This is a genomic window from Paenibacillus ferrarius, from assembly GCF_002027705.1.
Taxonomy (GTDB): Bacteria; Bacillota; Bacilli; order Paenibacillales; family NBRC-103111; genus Paenibacillus_E; species Paenibacillus_E ferrarius.
Genome location: NZ_MBTG01000056.1, coordinates 196,188 through 214,261, shown reverse-complemented (window position 1 = coordinate 214,261; position 18,074 = coordinate 196,188). Strand labels below are relative to the sequence as shown.

Below are 18,074 nucleotides of genomic sequence, written 5' to 3'. Positions count from 1 at the left end.
GTTATATTTAATTTAGATATAAAAAAAGAGCCAAGTGGAATACCTTGACTCATGCTTTTCTATAGTTTGTACTGCAATTTTAAATCATTTAGTTTCTTATCTATATCACGATTTTGGCTTTCTAATGGTTTTGCTTTTTCACTAAAACTCTTAGAGAGTTTATCATCTCCAACAGAATCTGCTAAAAGTCCATGATAATAGTAATCTAAATAATACAATGACACAAAGCTTTTAAGATCAGCATAAAGTGATTTTAAATTTGGATCATCATTTAGTTTTGCTGCTTCGAGTTTTTTATATGCAGATTGTAATTGAACATTCATAGTTTCAATTTTCTGAATAAACTCATCCTTAGTTGACTTCTTCTCAATAAAATCTTTGTATGCACTAACACCTATGCTTCCAATATCTTTAAATTGCTGTCTAGAATTGATCAAAACGAACGCAAAATCACGGCTTTCCTTTTCAGGATCTACTTTAGTATTCTCACTTTTTACAGCTACAGTTGGTGCTGATCCCACAGTGATGACTTGTTTCTTTTCAGTGTTACTTGAACAGGCCGACAATATTGAAACAGATATACACAAAAATAATAATGCTTTATACACATTAATTCACTCCCTACACACATTAGATGTATTGGTATATTGTACCATATGTCTCAAATGGTTTATAGAGTGTGTTTACAATGAAATATTTATTTTATTATATCGAACTTATATCTAAACCCTGACGTTTCAATCCTTTTGCTAAAGCCGACTCTAATTTGTTACTTTTACGTAAGCTTTGTTTAGTCGCTTCAGTAAATTTTCTACCTCTTGTTAGTACATCAGAAGCACCTCTAAAATAGCCGTTACCTGTTTCCACTATTAAAGGAACATTCTTTTCACCATCATAAGCAATGTTTTCTAGTGATATCGTATTATCATTATGCATTAAAATCTCTATATTGCGAGGATCGATGAGTCCGTCATCATACATCCGTCTTTCATAGGATATTGGAGTATACACGTCATAAACATCCTCTTGGATATGCGTCTGCATCTCATCTCTTGCTGTTTCAGCACCTTCATTTTTCAAAGCACTAGCTATCTTCTTATTCAAATAATCCTCAAGTTGACTCCAATTCGTTACGTCCAACTGTTTCATCTCCAGTCAAATTAAACCCTGACTTAATCACAAGCTCACCAAATTGCTGACCAAAAACTTTACTGTTTTTTTCTAGAGTAGCACTTAATTTTTCAATTTCTGATTTAGAAAATCCCTTTGACTCATCAAATAGTTGTTCCATAATACCTAGATTGAATAACACCTCGGAAACTTTGATGATGGATTCAAGATTATCAATAGTTACTGGAACATCTGAAAAATACTTCACAATTAACGCATTAAGAAGAGAGTTGGCATTATAAAAGGTCTCTGAGGTAACATCTGGATTATTTTGTAATTCATATAGAAGAGAGAGGTAATCAATACTAAGTTTCTGAATATCAGTTGGTTTAAATGTGGTGGCAATTGAATGATCATACTCTTTTGTTTCACCTTCAGGTAGAATTACCGTAATTCGAATTTGTTTACGTTCATTAAATTGTTTTTCAAGTTTATTGTATTCAGTGAGTGATAATTTCTTTGTTTTATTTGACATTATGAAGCCTCCCTTTTGTTTTCAAGCAAGACAGAATTGAACAAGATTCAAAGTTTGAACCCTGTTGAAAAATGTCTTTAATACATATGAAATTGTAGTGAAAAAATAAAACAAGGCTTCGAAGCAGATGTATAATCCGAATCTAGCCTTGTTTTTCATTCTATTTTATTAAGTTAAAGTAGTGCCATCGAATACTGTCATTGTGAAATAGTCAGTTTGTCCTGCTTGTTTTAGGCACTCAATAGGCATAGTATGCGCGGACGGATCTCCGTCAGCCGACATTGAAATAGTCCAATTGTCTTCAGCCTTGCACAAGTAGATGTTAAATTGCACTCTGTAATCTTTCCCATCGTAAGGTGACTTAGCAACAGTGTCTAGGACAAGCCCGAATGCAGAAGGGAATTTATTTGTAGAAACAACAATAGTTTGTGCCAAAGCATCTGTATTAGTCATGTAGTAAACAATGACTTGTTCACCTGCAGCAAAATCTCCAGCAAAGAATCCTAGTGTTTTTGAACTTGAATGAGTGTACTGAGTTGTCGCAACTGTAGAGGCAGTAAAAGTTATTTCTGCACCGTGAGACCCATCAGGATTTCTCTTAAATACGCCAACGATTGCTCCTGTTGTACTTACTGGTGTATATGTCAATGTTGCCGAGTTTGTGGCAACTGTAAGCACCTCACGTTGTTGAATTGCTTTAGCACCTTTAATAATTGGATTACCAGTTTGAAGCGCAATCGCTGTATTATCGAACACAGCGTTAGAGATATTAAATTTTGCTTGTTTGTTACTATTAAACCCAATGATATTTGGATTACCCGATCCACCTTTTGCATAAACCGTATCAGAAGATACCGTCAAATCACTTGTTTTAACATCAGATAAATACGCGAAAGGCTTGCGAGTGACTGGTTCAACAAACGTAGCGAGTGGAACATCTCGAATTACCCATGAATTAATTGCTGCCATTATTAAATTCCTCCTAAATTATGTTTCAATGATTTTTGCCCAATTTAAATCGGACATATTTATTTTTTTAGCATCCACATTGCCAGAATAAATTCCATTCAATGTGTAATGTATAGAATCAATTTTTTCTAATCTTCTAAAGCCATCATAGAGTTGAAAGATTGTCAAATCTAAAATCTTGCTTATATTCATATCAGGAGACTTCCAAGCTATAGCTGAGATAATGCTGTAAAGATTAACTACAGGTTTAGGCTTCGCTTTTTTCTTTCGTCTCTCCAGCATTTCTCTGATAACCTTTGCAGTTTCTTCATCGGCGGGATTGTATTGTTCACTTTCTTCTGAAGAATCGCTGACCCAATTTGCAGTTTTAATAATATCTTGTACATTCTCGAATACAGATTTCCCCATCTTTCCATTCTTAAATAGAAAAAACACATCTTGATCATCGTGGTCTAAATGTACTTCATCTTTGAAAAAGAATGAGATTGATTCAAACAAAATTTTTCTAAACTCTTCATGATGATAAGCGTATGCAAACATCATTTCGAAATTAGATAGTTCTTCTTTGATGTCTGTTTCAATACTGTTTTTGTCAAACAGGAGAGCTGATAAATATTGATTGTAGTTAGATTCACCGATTTCAATAATTTCTCTTACTGTGGGTGAGAATATTTTGCCTACACCTTCAATATTAATTGGCATTCCCGCAAGTAGTTTCAACTCTAGATCCATATCACTCATTGCTCAATCACCTAACTAAAATCAAGAAGTTTGTACGCAATGAACATACCCATATACTTCTCATCAATGTACAATTCGTCCATACTATGAAATTGAGTGTTGCCAATTCCTAGTCCACGAGTATTATTCATCAGCTCATCAATTTTTTGAATAATAAAATCATATCGCAAGGCCCCATAATCTGTCTTTATCAGGTCTTTGTGAGTGATTACATTAAAGTAAACTAATCCTGATTTATAATAACCATCAACAGGCTTATATCCTCTGAAACTGAGAGTGATAAACGTTTTCTGGTGCGTGTTAAGATCGGGGACAAATCTGTACGGATATATGTTTTCATATATAAGAGAAGAGGGGTCAGTTATGATTGGCTGCTCTAAGAAGTTTGATTCATTATAGCCTACAGCCTTGACTAGCTCTTCTGATTCGATAAGTCTGGTCATTATCTCTACTTTTTGTTCACTCAAGTTAATAAAATTCTTAATCTTAATCCCCTCCTCAAATCAGTTTTGTGTTTTCCCCTTAAATTAAACTCTTAATTTGGACTCTTTTCATAGCAGACACCAACACTCTCTCATTAGCCAATTCGCCCACAGTATACATAGCTAAATCTTCAACAGTAAACGAGGCCAATTGTTCCGTTGTTAATCCTAATGAAAATAACTCATCAATTGTGTGTACAGACAGTTCTTCAACTGAATACTCTGCAACCTCTTCAGATATGAATCCAGCATCATGTAACTGATCAACTGTTAACTCTGAAAGGTCTTCAATTGTAAAGGTAGCTAAATCCTCAACCGTGAAATTAGTACCTTCGTAACAGACACCTTTAATCTTCACATACCCTGTATACTTCTTATTAGCCCGTATAGATACTTCATGACCCGACTGGCTTACAATCACACCTAATGTAGTTGGTTGCACTCCTGAGTCATCGTAGAGAGTCCATCTGATTAACTTAGTAGTGTCGGTTACTCCATTGTTTTTAACTGTTCCAATGAACTTCTGAACTTGAGTGATTTTACAGAAGTCACTACCGCTAATATCTAGAGTCCATCCAGAATGAACAGCATCACTTACTACTACATCTAATGTATCTACAACATCTGGGCTATTTGTCAGAGATACTCGAATGTTTGCAATACCGTTTGAGATTGCAGTAATTAATCCAGTCTCATTTACGGTTATAATTGAATCATCAGAAGATAAGTATGTCAGAGGAAGGCTTGTTATTGTTCCATGATCCTTAATTACCAATTCAAGTTGCAAAGTGTCATTTGGTTTTAGATTAACGTTGTTTCCATTGGAAATATGAATTGAGTAATCATGGATGAAATAGTCTGCAATCCTCAAAGCAACATTATCTTTACTCTCGTTTAGTAATGTTTCTTCAAGCTCAAATGTTATTAGATTTTCAGTCAGTGAATTAATCCCTGTTACCCTCCAACATCTACCCTCTTCGAATATAAAGCGTTGCTGCTTATGAATACGAAGAGTATCAATGTTTTTTTGGACAACAATACTTCTACGCTCATCAGACAAAGTAATCACTCTGCCATCGTTTAAGCCTAGATTATGACTTATGTATTCTGCTTCAGTAAAATATACATCTTTAATTGCTCCTAATGAGTCACACCACTTTAACGATGAAATACATCTTTTAATGGTTCCTCGCTTGTAGATGCTTGCCATATCATCAACAATTAGAGTTAGCCATGTCTCATTATTCCAGTGAACATAATTTCCAGAAGTGTAATTTGAGTCTAGTGTTGATAAGAGCTTAAGCTCTTTAGTTTTACTATCATCTACAATTTGAACACCTACGCTTAGGAGAGAATTGTTAAATGTAACTTCCATATAAGATGGTGAATCCTTAATTCCTGCTTGAATAACTCTCTTGGTATTGTTGATGCTATAAGTTCTTGGATCTGCATCAGTTACACTTAATTTTGCATTATAAGCATCATAAAAACTCATTTATCCTATGACACCTCAAATCTTAGAGAAGTCAAAATTTTCATATGTGTACTCAACAATCATTGCATCAGCACGTTCAATAAGTTGATTTTGCAGATCAATTTTAACTTTTAAGTTATTTGATTCTGCATATCGTTTAAAATCAGAAGTGCTCAATGCAAGTCTCATTTCATTAACATTTTTAACTTCCTTCTCTGACCATTCGATTTGCATCAAGAATGCAAGGATTTCTTCCTCTTTTTCAGATAAGGTCTGATTAAACATTTGAGCTGAATCATCCCTATCTGTTAAGTCTTTAACGCATTTCGTAAACTTTGGAATTGCACTTTTCAACCAACCAAGCAAATACAATTCATAATTAGGTATGGATGATCGAAACAATGCGTCCAAAGTGTAATCTTCAACTTTAATTGCGAATCTTTGATATACCTGTTGGTACGGAGTCATTTCTCACCACTCATACCTTTCTTCTTATTAGCGATTTTTTGCTAATTCATTGATGTCTTGACCAATAAATTCACTAATTACATGTAGTTTGTTCATATCAGAATATTTATCATCTTTATCAGCAAGACCTTTAATGATTAAATCAATACTAGTCTTTTGTGCGACTGTTCCGAGTCCCTTTAGAGTTTCGACGATCTGATCCTTTGGAAGATTAATGATATTTTCAATAAACTTCTTACTAACAAATTTCTTGTATTTTTCTTCTAGATACATGTACTTAACAGCTTCTTCACTCTGAATTAATAGCCAGCCATCATCAATAATTTTCGGAGTATGATTATATGCTGCTCTTAAATCTTCGAATGTGATTTGTATTGTGTTCCCAAAATCAGGAATATTAATTTTCTTTCCGTTAGCTTCAAGATTTAGTCCACCAGAAACCATGCTAATAATCTGAATCAACTTATTTGATGGAATCGGATCTTGGATATCTGAAACAAAAATACCGTCTGTATCTTTGGTTTTAGATGTATTTTGATCTTGATTACTTGCCATTGATTCAATTAACTTTTGCATTTCAGCAAGTTGTACTTTTAATTCCTCAACTTCAATTTCTGCTTGTGATTTAGTTACACTTTCCAAAGCCTCGACACTTTTGTCAGAAGTATGCGTATCGTTTTTACTATTTCTCACTTATAAATCCTCCCTGAAATTGTATTAAAGGAGAAAGCACTTTGACTTTCTCCACTTATTTATTGTGATATTAAGCCAATTGATACATCCCGTATTTTGCAGATGTAATGATTTTAGTATCCCATTTCTTTTTGACAGTATAATCAATACTGTTGTCTGCGCTAGAGTTAGAATCAGTTTGGCTAATCATAGTTTCACCTTCGAAAGCGATTTTGACTAGTTTCTCCACAGCTGTAGCAACGATTAAGAGGTATTGATCAGAGATTGCAAGGGTGTCTGTATTTGGAGTTACACGTTGGTCAAATTTAAACAAACCAGTCCCTTGGAAATTACCCAAATATCCTGCTGTGTTGTACTCTTGTCCTAATCCAAAAGTTAGATATTGATTATCTGGAACAACTTTAGAAAGTGCAATTTTTGTACCAAATGCAACGGCTGAAGCGCCATGATTTGCTGCTTCTACAAGTTGAGTAAGGTTATTGAAGCTTCCTTGAGAAAATGCACCACTTTGTTTATATGCAGTACCCAAAGAAGAATAAGAACTAAAAATAGAACTGTAGATATCGATAGTAATTTGAGTTTCGATGGCTTTAGCAACACGATTAACCCAATCGCCCCAGTTTACTTTACCAGCAATTACACGATAGAGATCTTCGCCAATTGTTACTTCACGCATAACAGGATTCAGGATCACATCTGTACCAACCAAACGTTGACGATTACCTTTGCGGATACCATCAGTGAATTTAGATACTACGAACATATCATTATTAGGAACATTAAAAACAAAAGAATCTCCCCAAGTGCCGTTCCGTACTTCTGCAAATTGATAGAAATTATCCAAAACTGTTTCAGGAATAACTACATCAATGATCTCAGAGATAATTGCAAACATAGCAAACTTCACAGTAGGATGTTGCATCATTACAGACTGACTGAATTCTAGACCATCAGGTAAATAAGCAGCGGACATTGCTTGTTTAATCAGATTATCAGAAAAGAGTTTTTGTTTATCCTGATACGATCCACCCTTTTCAGCAAAGTTTCTATATTTGTCCTTGCTTTTTTCATGTGGTTTAGCGTTCTCATACTTCCAGTGATAGAATAGTTCAACACCTGCTTGAACGATATCTTTTTGATCTTTTGAAAAATTATTGAATCTTTGAGTAAAATGTTTATGTAACAATTAGATACAACTCCTTTTTTTTTGTTTAAATTACGCTTTTACAACTTCTAGTTGAGTTGCTGCTACACGAGCAGAACCAATCGAAACAGTTAGTTTCTGAATAACTCTCAACGCTAGGCGAGTGTTACCTGTCAAATCAGCAGCAACAGCAGGTTTCATAGAGCCATTAACTGGAACTACATATTGCAACAATACTGAAGTACCTGTGAAGCCATCATCAGTTGTTGTGTATGTATCGCCAACTCGAAGACGATAAGCACGAGCAGGACGATTTGCGGGATTAGTGAATAGTGTTACATCGGTTAATGGTACACGAAGTCCATTAATTTCAATAATTTCTGGTGAGTGTACTAACAAAATTTCATCTTTTAAAACATCCACTGGAGCTGCAACAACACGAACATCGGGATTCCCTGCTACAATACCTCCAAGTGTAACCAAACTACCGTTATCCATTGGGACTGTATTTTGAACTGCTTTTACTAGGGTGTCGATTTGAAACCCTGACATATCATTTAAATTCACACATGCTGACATCTAAAACATCTCCTTAATTATTATTTTTACTTTTTAGTCTAGACCAAACATTACTTTTATCAATTTCATCAGAAGGATTTCCATCTACATGAATACCTACAAACATATGTCCACCTTTATTATCGTTTGTTTTGGCCAGAAGTTTATCACAAGCAAAAGATTTTAAATCCTTGATAAAATCATCAACATTTTCACAATTGTTTGATTTCTCTTTGAATAAATCCAGCTCATCTTTATCAAGAACATTAGAAAATCTTCGGAAAGCTTCTTTGATTTTCGATTGCTTCTCTTGATTCTCGTACTGGTCTTTAAACTCTTTCAATTGAGTAAAGTTATTTTCAAGTTCTGAATATTTATTATTCATATCGAGAAGTTTTTCTTGAAGTTCTGAAACAGCACATTCTTTTGCAGTTTCAAATTCTTTGCGAAGTTCTGCTTCTTTTACCTTCAGAGAATACTCCATGACTTCAGATGGAACAAAATTAAAATCAATTGTTTCCTCGGTATCGCCTTCTTGTGGCAGACTCATCTTCTTCCACTCGTCTTTATATCTTGACTGACTTTCGTAATTAATGGAAACTACATCACCTATTACAGAGTATTCGTAGCCAAGATAAGTTGATTTTTCGTAATTAAATACAATTACAACTTTTTCTTCTGGCAGAAAGTCTACGAGGTATTCGTCACAGTACTCATATCCCCACGAATCCGTTTTTTTGTTTTGTCTAACGATACGACGAAGTTCATCTTCTAGTTGTTCGCTTGACCATGTAAACTCTTTATTCACTAATTCTTTACCTCCTTTTGCAGAATAAATCCTTTTGAATAATTCAATCTTTTCATTGACCAACTTAGAAAATTCAACTTCTGAAAACTGAACCTCAATAGTTGCATTTTGCATTGCAGGTTTAACATCTGAACCCAATCCGCAAGCACCAAAAAAGCTGAATTTAGTAAAATGGAATAAGCCATCTTCTTTAAACTCACCTTCATAATTATCAGCAAGCTCCATCGATTCTGCCTTAATTAAATCTCTATTAAGGATGTCTACTGGATCATCGAATTTGCGCCAAACGAGACCCTCAACAGTTAAAAAAGACCTAGTAATTCCGTCATCACATAAGCGATCTTCAAATTGAGCATTGTTATCACTTGGTATTACGCCAATAGGCGAACCTAAGTACTTAACAGCATATTTGCCATCTTTTTTAATTAAGGCTTGACGGTGGTCTGAAAAATCTTCATTTCCTTCAGAGTTGTCCTCAATGTATGCTAATATCGGCGTGTTACTCAATGTTGGTACTGCTGCTTCAACTACCTCTTTTGCAAAGTAGCTACCATTTAGATTTTCACCTAAATGCATCAGCCAAATCTTTACTTTGAGGAAACGGACATCATCTTCAACTGAATCATAGTGATTAATTTTCTGAAATAATAAAGGTATAGATTTATTTTTAGGTTCTTTCAATTTTATTTCTCACCTCCTAAACCCTGTTGTCTGATTCGTTGCTTCCGTTATCTCTGCTTTTCTGTCCCTCATCAGTAATATCTTTATCTGATTTTTTACTTGCTCCACCTTCTTTATCACCACTTAAAGTGTGAGATGATATTAATGGTTTCATAATATTCTCAAGTCCCAAGCTAGACTCAAAATTCGATAGATTAACAAGTTGTTGAGGAGTAATTCCAAGAGCACAGGCCACAAGTAGTTTTGGGAAGCCAAAATTAGCTGCTTTTAAATACATATCCATCTTTTCTTCACGATTAAAAATAGTTATATCTGGAAATGTAATTTTGAATCTATATGAGCCAGTTACTTTTCTCAGTTTATAATTGATGAATCTTTCAAACTGCCTATACATGTGCATTACATAAGCTTCATCAGTTTTAATTGAAGCTTTGATTCCAATACCGTTCGTTCCTTTATCACCAAATAGAATTGGAGATGTGCCCGCCGATTCATAGAAATGCTGTTGTCCAATGCCTACAATATCGTTTTTATTTTGAGAATTAGAAAAATCTATTACATCAGAATCTAGAGGCATAGTAACAACTTTTACACCTTCTGGCATCGCGGCTTGCATCAAACTTGAGAATTTACCCGCGGTATCAGCAGCTATGGCAAAGTTATCTTTTTTATTTCCATTCTTTTCTTCTTTATGAAGTGGAATTTTATTTAAAATGATTTTCCAAACATCAAGTTGGGTTTTTGTCTTCAATAGATTCTTATAAGATGCAATCTCAACAGAATCAACAAATAACCCCATCAGTGGAGGAGTTTGACCTGCTCTGTTTTCGTCAAATTTAAAGGCAAATGCGCTAGACGGATCTAATGTTACCCAATGCATGTAACCTTTATTCTTATCTGTGCCGTTTAAAAAGTCGAGGTAATGTTGAGCAAATTCAGGAGCATAATCATTAATGTTAACACCTGCTTGCATAAAATAATCCATGTTAAATGCATACTGATACCCTAACTCTGTCTTATTTACAATTTTACAATAAGCACTAGGCATCTCCTGCAACACAACATCTTCACCTGAATCTCTCACATAATAAAACTTGGCATCTTCCAAAATACACATCGTAGTTATCTCAGGAAGTATTTTTTTAGGATTTAAACTTTCTAGCCATGCACAGGCTTTCTCATAACTTTTCTTGAATTTCTTCGTTGTCATATCCTCTGCATCTGCATTGGTTGGTTCAAGGAAATAATCAAAAGTTAGTATGCGACCATAATGCTGCACCAGTTTATTAAATTGCATGATGTAATTCTGAAGATACTGTGCTAAGTCACGCAATGCTTTTTCATTTGAACGAGGATTAGCTATCAACTCTTCAACTTTTTTACGGTCATATTTTACTGGAGACATGTTGATACTTTTAAGTAATTCATTCTGCCAAATAGGATTGTAGAATATCGAATTATTTCCAGCGTTATTTACAGATTTAGCATATTCAATTGCATAATTTAATAATTCCGCTTGCTCAATTTCTGACTCAGCGTTTTTACCGTTGTCCAATTAATCACCCTCTTCCTGTTTGGACATTTTATACCCATAAATAATCTAGAATATTGGTTTCTTCTTCTTCTCTTTTGTTATCCTCATAGTGTTTTAAGTAGTATAAAATATAAGCAAGAGCAGCCCAAATATCTTTTTCTGTCTTTTTAGCTACCTGCTCAACGCTTAATTTCCCGCCTTGTTTCTGAACCAGTTTTAAGTTAGCAGTTTGGTCAATTAATTGATCTGTTTGAAAGTGAGCTGCTTTAATTTGATTATCATCTTTATTACTTTTAACTCTATCGTTTGACTCTAACAACTTACTTGGTACAAGCAATTTCAGCCTACCACTTTCAACAAAATCAATGAAATTAGTTACAATGTCTGTTTGAATTCCTTGTGCCTTCAAACTAAATATCTTCTTAGGGGACACATCATCTTGAGGGATTTCATCAGTATTGATTGTATCCCAACTTTCATAAGGGTCATTTTGTAAAGGATCAATAGTTTGTTTCATTAGTTCTTCAACAACACCTTGACCAATTCCATTAGCATCCACTACTGTTACATTACCACCATAATGTTTGTCCAGCCGTTTGAGAAACATTGCTTGATCATTAAAATTAGTTCCATTTGGAGGAACAAAAATATTACAAACTGTTGCTGTTTTAATTTTTCCATTGGATGCCCGTTCAACTTCAATAACCACAAATGCCGATTTGTTATTATTGTTTGATTGTGAACGTGCAATATCCGCACCAATAAAATACTCTCGATTTTTACGAGGTTGAATACTCGCGGTAGGAACTGTTCTTAATTCTAATAGTTTGTTGATACTAACTAGTGCTCCATCAGACGCACCGCACCATTTCGACCCATAGTTTTGGTTGAAGGAAACCGAGCTTGTAGTGGGATCGTCCCTCTTGGCTAGAATTTGACTTCTAGTTTCTCCACGTCCATAGTGACAAGGTAATTCCCAACTCGCACCTAAAACCATTTTCCCCTTCAGTTCTGCCATATCGTCAATCATGTTTATCAAACGAATAAACTCATCACTGCCGCGATAGCCACTAGTAGTTAAGTAGTTAATCATGCCGTTTAACTCATATGGATTAATGGTTGATAGTTTACCTATCGTCCTTCTAGGAACATTTACGACAGGTTCCAGTGCATCTTTGAATAATGCATTATTTAGGAGTGCTGATTCCTCAACATTAAGTCTGCGTCTTCTTTGTCCCTTTGAATGTTGAGAATTTGCCAAGACACTATAGATTGCACCAGATGTAAATATAACTTCAACTTGATCTTTGCTGAAACTTGATTTCACAATTTCATTATTCATTAACGGGAACCATTTAATAATTTCATTATGTTTCTCTTCGCTAATAGAACTTGCATTCTCACGAGTCTGAGCACTCATAGCCATAGTTATATCGGGAAAATGTATGCAGGTATGATATATGCTCATTAATTCGAGCATTGTCTTCCCAAAACCCCTCGGAAATACTCCATAGGTGCTTACAAAACGGCTCATAGAGCGAAGAAAGACTCTTTGATCTAAATCTAATCGCATTCCACCTTTTTCTGGAGAAATAAGATCATAGAATAGATCGGGAAACCATTTGCTCCATTGGATAAACTGAATCCATTTTTCTAAATTACGATCAAACGAACTTCCTTTAGACTCATCTAATTTTACATTTGAATTGAATTCAGGATTATCTCCAACACGAGAGCTTTTTCTTGTGTGCTTGAAATTATCACTTTGAAAATTACTATGGCTAGTCACCTACATCATCTTCTTCATCGCCATATCTGGCATCACTCATTTGGCTTTCATAATCTTGCTTTTTCATGTCGTAAAAGGCATAAATTTCTTTATACTCACACTCTGGCAGTCCTTTTAAGTCACGAACATAGTTGATATAACACCATAAAGTCACGTCGACCTTATCTTTTGGTTGCTCAGTAAAGCGGGGGAGAAGCTGCATAATTTCATGATTTTCTTCGACCATTCTAGCAAGTTGCCCAAATGTATCTAAACCACCCGACAAATCGGCCTTGCTCATTTGAGAAGGCTTAAGCTTTCCAGCTTCAGCAACATCCTTTACCATTGCTGCCCATTCTTTGGCTTCTTTAAAGAGTCCCTTTGCTTTAGCTAAAGTTTCTTTGACTTTATTAACACAGAATTCTCTGAAATACTCTTCATGCATAGTAGTGAGTAATTGGAAACTTGTTTTTAATTGTTGATATTTATCCTCGAAAAGATAATACTCATCATCTGGATATCCATATCCATACTTACTTTTAAGTTGCTTCAAATCGTAATTTAATTTCTTAATCTCTAAGATCTCATTATCTTCAATCGAAGTAGATATTTCTATAGTTTCCATGTGAGACGACTCAAAAACACTATCTTTATAGGTTAAGTACTTTGTTGCGTCTGAAAGTATTATATTTTTTACATAGCATCCAATTGGATGTTTATTTGTCTTTCTATGTTCTTCAATAGCAATGTTCCACCTATCTATTAAAAATGGCTTATCTATTGAAAGTAGCCTATCTCTTACATTTTTTAAGTCGGTGAAATCAACATCATTCCGAACACAGAGTTTGCAAATAGGAGTCCGTTTATCACCATGATTTGAGCTATAAGACAAATAGAATTGACTTAAATCTTTACTCTTTACACATGTAATACAATTCTTCTTTTTTCCTATGTTTCCACCATGTCCCACTTCTTTTTGTTGTGAAACATCAGTATCTTTCCTTGGTCTGCCTTTTAGCTTTGTTTCAGTCATCTTTCAACCCTCCCCTTACTCCCATGAAAATTCCGTGTGTGAAAGCAAGATTAAATGTTAGGGAGAGGAACATTAATCCTAGATTGCGTACACACACGAAAACTTACGCTTTAAATTCACCCGTTGAGATGTGCTTAAAGCGTGAGTCTTTATATAAAATTTGTGCAAAAATAAGAAGCCCTAACTTATTTCTAAGTGGCTTCCTGTCTTTGCATTTTCCTATAAACTACACTTATATTTTCTTCTTTTCCTACCGATCCCCATATTAAGCACGTCTTGTGCCTAGCCACTGTGACACTGTGACAACTTCAACTTGACTTCGCTTACTATAGATATGATCTAAAACTGTAGTAAAACTGGCATCAACGTAGATTAGAGGGTCTGTTCCTGTTGGCTCAATTTTATGGTTAGTAAAGACCAATGTACCACCTGTATTGATTAATTCATCGACAAAGCCAGTGAAGTTCGCAGTCGCTCGACCATTTATCATGTTTCGAGTCATAATTCTATGCGGATTAATTAATTTTTCACCTTGTATACCCTCGGTTAGACATCTAGCAGCTCTAATTTCTGACTTTATCGTATCGACTGTGGTCTGATTGTGGCCTCCATATGGGTACGCTAGAAAGTCAGATGCTCGTGTGAACCCCTGTCTATTTAGCCAATCCTTACATTGGACAATCTCGTTTGTTACTTCAGAAGCAGAAAGCGTTGAAAGGTCTGGGTGAGTATAGGTATGGTTAAACATATCCCATCCATAGCTGTACATTTCTTGCAACTGTGCTAATGTACAATAACCTGTGGTTCCAACCTTTGTCGGTATAACCCCAATGTTACCCACAAATCCACGCTCTAATAGAAGTGGGAATGCTTTCGTGTACTGTGTGTCCCATGCATCATCAAAAGTGAATATAATTTTAGGCTTACTATTAGAATCAGCAACAATAGAATCAAAAGTAACCTTCACTGTTTTTCCTGCACCTGCTATGGACTTAGCACGCATTTGGAAAGATACTCGTTTGGTTGAAAGTACATCACCACCTTGGGCAATCAACTTAGTTGTATCAATCAAGATTTCATTCCACCCTTCGACAAAACGGGCATCATCAGCAATAAGTGTGTAATAAGACTGAATGCTAAATCCACCGTTTGCCGAAAAATAAAATTGAAGATCAAAAAGATTAGCTACATTTTCGATGTACACATAAACCCTCAAACTCTTGTATTTATCGAGTCTAAACCCCCTCAATGCAGCAAGTCTCAAAGCCGTATCTACACCATTTGTGGATTGAATATACATGCCTGTAGGCGAGAGGTATGTATGCAAAGAATCGATACCTATGGCATCTCCATATGGCTTAGTCCAAGATGCTGCAATCCCGCTGGTTAGTAGGATTACCCCATCCTTGTTTGATCTGTCATCTTGGTTTGGTTTAGGTTGAAGGTTAGAAACTATCTGAACTGCTTGATTTGCTACACCTCTTGCGACTAAATCTGCCATTAAGCAACAAACCTTCCTTTCACTGAAACATCTCCTCCGCTGATAGCAGATACATCAATTCCCACAGAATCAAGACCAGTCACATCGAATGACCAAGTTTCGCCTGTTGAAGAGGTTGAAGAGGCTACGGTTAAATCAGATAATCTCACTCCTGAAAGTGGATATGGAGTACCACTTACTCCGATTGATTTAAAGTTGATAGTTCTGCTCGAACTTGTTCCAAATATATCGATTATTAATGTTCTATAGTTGCCTACATTATACGTAGTACTTGCTGTAGAAGTAATTTGGTCGTGAAAAGCAATTTTTCCTGTTAATGTTGTATATTGATTCAATATAACTCTCCTTTCTACTTTTACCTGCTTAGTAAAGAAACGCTTTTACAATCTCTGAACTAAAAATGATTCTTTCGAACCTATGAAATTGTGCATTCATTTGAACTAAGTACCGCCTTCGTATCGGTTTAAGGATGCTCCATTGTTCTCATAAAAGTCTTCTTTTATAAGTAGTTCCATAATCTCCTGAAACTTCAACTTATTATCAACATCATATTTATTCTCTAAAAGTTCTACAGCGTTATCTTTAATAGTCCATTTGTGCCCGTTGCCCATTTTATGTACCTAACATTCTAATAAAAGATTCCTTCCATTTGATTAAACATTGATATGTAAAACATCCAATAAACCCAAATCTCTGTCATAGACAAATGATTGGGCTTTCTTTTGACTTCCAACGAAGCCCTGCGAATGATGCCAAGTATCAGTTCCTGTTACGCTACTAATGTGCCGTACAATGATTCCATTCTGCTCTGTGACCGATTGCTCACTATGTAAATGTCCTAAGTGAAACTCTCGATATTCTGTACGACTCCATGCCTCTTTAGCTTCAGTTGGCATAAGAAAAGCAAGTCTCTTTTTCTCATTGTGTCCATGAGCGAATCCAATAAGATTTTTACCAAACTCGATATATTTCCTAGACAAAGGACTATTATCAACTGTTACATTTGGATTGTTCCTGAACCAAGCATATAAATACTCAATTGCATAGTAGCTAATCTGACGGTCATGATTACTTTCAATATAGATTGTCTCAACTGGCGCAACTTGTGATAGGATATCAATAGCTTCAACAAGCATTTGGACACCCATTTTAAACAGTTCGTTCCATCTCAAATCTGTTTCCATTTTTGTTCCACTTGTTGTGGAAGTGGATAATCCTTCATGATGGAAGAAGTCTTGAGAATAGATGAATAATATCTTTTCGAATTTATAGTGTGAAGTACGTGTGATTACATCATTAATAACGTGGAAGAATCTATTTCTCGCAATCTCATGATTATATGTATCGTTTGACGTGCTCAAATCGGCAATCTTGCCTAAGTGAAGATCTGAAATATTTACTTCCAGCATTTTTCCATCTGCATTGTATCTAACTGGATTAAACGTAGGAAGCTTATAGTTGGAACTCATTTCATCAAATACTTCACGAATGTATTCTAAACTCAATACTTCTTTTCGTGGTTTCACTGAAATCTTACTTGAATAAAGAGTTTGAACACCGTCAACCTTACTGTACACATTCCAAATGTTGTTTCTCGCGGAGACAAGTTCCCACGCTTTTGTGTCATAACCATGAGCTTTAAGTAGGTATTCTACGTCCTTGCACTGCTCAGCGGACATTGTAAGCAGTTTATCGCTTGTGTGTGAACCATCCTTATTTATCTCGACAGTCTCTTTGTAGTTAGGCAATGTTGCCTTCTCTACTACAACACCCTTGGATTTAAGTTCACCCTTTTTACGAAGCTGCTCTTTAACCCAACACCTGAAATTTTCACCTGAAGTAAACAATCCATCACTTTGGTCAGCAATTTCCTGCCAACTCATGTTGATCTGCTTGTTGCGTTTTTTAATCCCTAAAGCAAGAAGAGTATCTTTCATCAATTATTCCTCTTCCTCTGAGACTAAAGCTTCTGGTGAAATCTCATACTTCTCTGTTGGAACAAGCGTCACTTTGTCCCCTTCGCAAGTAAACTGAATCTTTACTGCGTTAGGGTAGAGTGCATACAAATCCTCTTTAATTTTGTTTAATTCTTTCAGTTTTTCGATAGCCATTATTTCATCAATCTCCCTTTTGATTAAATATGAAAAGACCATCCAAATTAATGAATGGTCTAATTGGTTATGTATTATCTAAATGTGTTTCAATGCGGCCTTTAGTTTGTTCGAGCCTCTAAACGCTGGAGCACCCATTTCAGGAACATTTACACTAGCCATTTTCTTATATTCTTCTTCGCTATATCCTTGGCTCTTATATTCAGCAGCAAGTAATGGATTAATTCCATTTTCCCTAGCTTTCCGAATGCGCCTAAAGAAAGTGCCAAAATTAATAATCTGGACTTCTTCGCCTGTTTCTAGTGTGCCAAACATTACGTCAAACAAAGCGTTGGCGACTTTCTCTGTTTCTTTTTTAGATACTCCTGATATTTCTGCTGCTTTATTTATGAGTTCTGCCTTATTCATATATTATTATCTCCCAATGTATAATATTATTTTTTATTTTTACTTTATTACCCACA

At 35.3% G+C, this 18,074-nt stretch carries 20 protein-coding genes; all 20 read right to left on the bottom strand.

Going from position 1 to position 18,074, the window contains the following annotated elements:
• Positions 1–59 precede the first annotated feature (59 nt).
• A complete protein-coding gene (locus BC351_RS36230) occupies positions 60–608 on the bottom strand; it encodes a hypothetical protein (protein WP_079420282.1) in 549 nt (182 codons plus the stop codon).
• A gap of 97 nt (positions 609–705) precedes the next feature.
• Entirely contained in the window at positions 706–1,140 is a 435-nt protein-coding gene (locus BC351_RS36225) for a hypothetical protein (RefSeq protein WP_079420280.1), read from the bottom strand.
• Complete coding sequence (locus BC351_RS36220) at positions 1,112–1,645, bottom strand: hypothetical protein (RefSeq protein ID WP_079420278.1); 534 nt, start codon at positions 1,643–1,645, stop codon at positions 1,112–1,114. The genes BC351_RS36225 and BC351_RS36220 overlap by 29 nt, the downstream gene beginning before the upstream one ends.
• 168 nt (positions 1,646–1,813) lie before the next feature.
• Positions 1,814–2,614: a hypothetical protein gene (locus BC351_RS36215; protein ID WP_079420276.1), complete on the bottom strand. Its 801-nt coding sequence runs from the start codon at positions 2,612–2,614 to the stop codon at positions 1,814–1,816.
• An 18-nt stretch (positions 2,615–2,632) separates the two neighbouring features.
• Positions 2,633–3,355 (bottom strand): hypothetical protein, encoded by a 723-nt coding sequence (locus tag BC351_RS36210; protein WP_079420274.1) that lies wholly within the window; start codon positions 3,353–3,355, stop codon positions 2,633–2,635.
• A gap of 11 nt (positions 3,356–3,366) precedes the next feature.
• Positions 3,367–3,822: a hypothetical protein gene (locus BC351_RS36205; RefSeq protein ID WP_244209291.1), complete on the bottom strand. Its 456-nt coding sequence runs from the start codon at positions 3,820–3,822 to the stop codon at positions 3,367–3,369.
• A 55-nt stretch (positions 3,823–3,877) separates the two neighbouring features.
• Positions 3,878–5,332: an Ig-like domain-containing protein gene (locus tag BC351_RS36200; protein ID WP_079420272.1), complete on the bottom strand. Its 1,455-nt coding sequence runs from the start codon at positions 5,330–5,332 to the stop codon at positions 3,878–3,880.
• A gap of 15 nt (positions 5,333–5,347) precedes the next feature.
• Positions 5,348–5,779, bottom strand: a complete 432-nt coding sequence (locus BC351_RS36195) for a hypothetical protein (protein WP_079420270.1) — start codon at positions 5,777–5,779, stop codon at positions 5,348–5,350.
• A 27-nt stretch (positions 5,780–5,806) separates the two neighbouring features.
• Positions 5,807–6,472, bottom strand: a complete 666-nt coding sequence (locus BC351_RS36190; RefSeq protein ID WP_079420268.1) for a hypothetical protein — start codon at positions 6,470–6,472, stop codon at positions 5,807–5,809.
• A gap of 70 nt (positions 6,473–6,542) precedes the next feature.
• Positions 6,543–7,658 (bottom strand): hypothetical protein, encoded by a 1,116-nt coding sequence (locus tag BC351_RS36185; protein WP_079420266.1) that lies wholly within the window; start codon positions 7,656–7,658, stop codon positions 6,543–6,545.
• A 30-nt stretch (positions 7,659–7,688) separates the two neighbouring features.
• Positions 7,689–8,195: a hypothetical protein gene (locus BC351_RS36180; RefSeq protein WP_079420264.1), complete on the bottom strand. Its 507-nt coding sequence runs from the start codon at positions 8,193–8,195 to the stop codon at positions 7,689–7,691.
• Positions 8,196–8,208: 13 nt separating this feature from the next.
• Positions 8,209–9,663, bottom strand: a complete 1,455-nt coding sequence (locus BC351_RS36175; RefSeq protein WP_079420262.1) for a hypothetical protein — start codon at positions 9,661–9,663, stop codon at positions 8,209–8,211.
• A gap of 16 nt (positions 9,664–9,679) precedes the next feature.
• Positions 9,680–11,218, bottom strand: coding sequence for a hypothetical protein (locus BC351_RS36170; protein ID WP_079420260.1), 1,539 nt, complete (start codon positions 11,216–11,218; stop codon positions 9,680–9,682).
• A gap of 28 nt (positions 11,219–11,246) precedes the next feature.
• Entirely contained in the window at positions 11,247–12,986 is a 1,740-nt protein-coding gene (locus BC351_RS43080) for a hypothetical protein (RefSeq protein ID WP_208629903.1), read from the bottom strand.
• Complete coding sequence (locus BC351_RS36160; RefSeq protein ID WP_144028641.1) at positions 12,979–13,998, bottom strand: hypothetical protein; 1,020 nt, start codon at positions 13,996–13,998, stop codon at positions 12,979–12,981. The genes BC351_RS43080 and BC351_RS36160 overlap by 8 nt, the downstream gene beginning before the upstream one ends.
• Before the next feature lie 265 nt (positions 13,999–14,263).
• Positions 14,264–15,499 (bottom strand): polysaccharide deacetylase family protein, encoded by a 1,236-nt coding sequence (locus BC351_RS36155; protein WP_079420258.1) that lies wholly within the window; start codon positions 15,497–15,499, stop codon positions 14,264–14,266.
• Complete coding sequence (locus BC351_RS36150; RefSeq protein WP_079420256.1) at positions 15,499–15,834, bottom strand: hypothetical protein; 336 nt, start codon at positions 15,832–15,834, stop codon at positions 15,499–15,501. The genes BC351_RS36155 and BC351_RS36150 overlap by 1 nt, the downstream gene beginning before the upstream one ends.
• 318 nt (positions 15,835–16,152) lie before the next feature.
• The gene (locus BC351_RS36145) at positions 16,153–17,436 is read right to left on the bottom strand and encodes a hypothetical protein (RefSeq protein ID WP_079420254.1); all 1,284 of its coding nucleotides are present in this window, start codon (positions 17,434–17,436) and stop codon (positions 16,153–16,155) included.
• 3 nt (positions 17,437–17,439) lie between these two features.
• On the bottom strand, positions 17,440–17,610 hold the full coding sequence (locus tag BC351_RS42585; protein ID WP_158082352.1) for a hypothetical protein: 171 nt from the start codon (positions 17,608–17,610) through the stop codon (positions 17,440–17,442).
• Positions 17,611–17,688: 78 nt separating this feature from the next.
• A complete protein-coding gene (locus BC351_RS36140) occupies positions 17,689–18,018 on the bottom strand; it encodes an HU family DNA-binding protein (RefSeq protein ID WP_079420252.1) in 330 nt (109 codons plus the stop codon).
• Between the last annotated feature and the right edge of the window lie 56 nt (positions 18,019–18,074).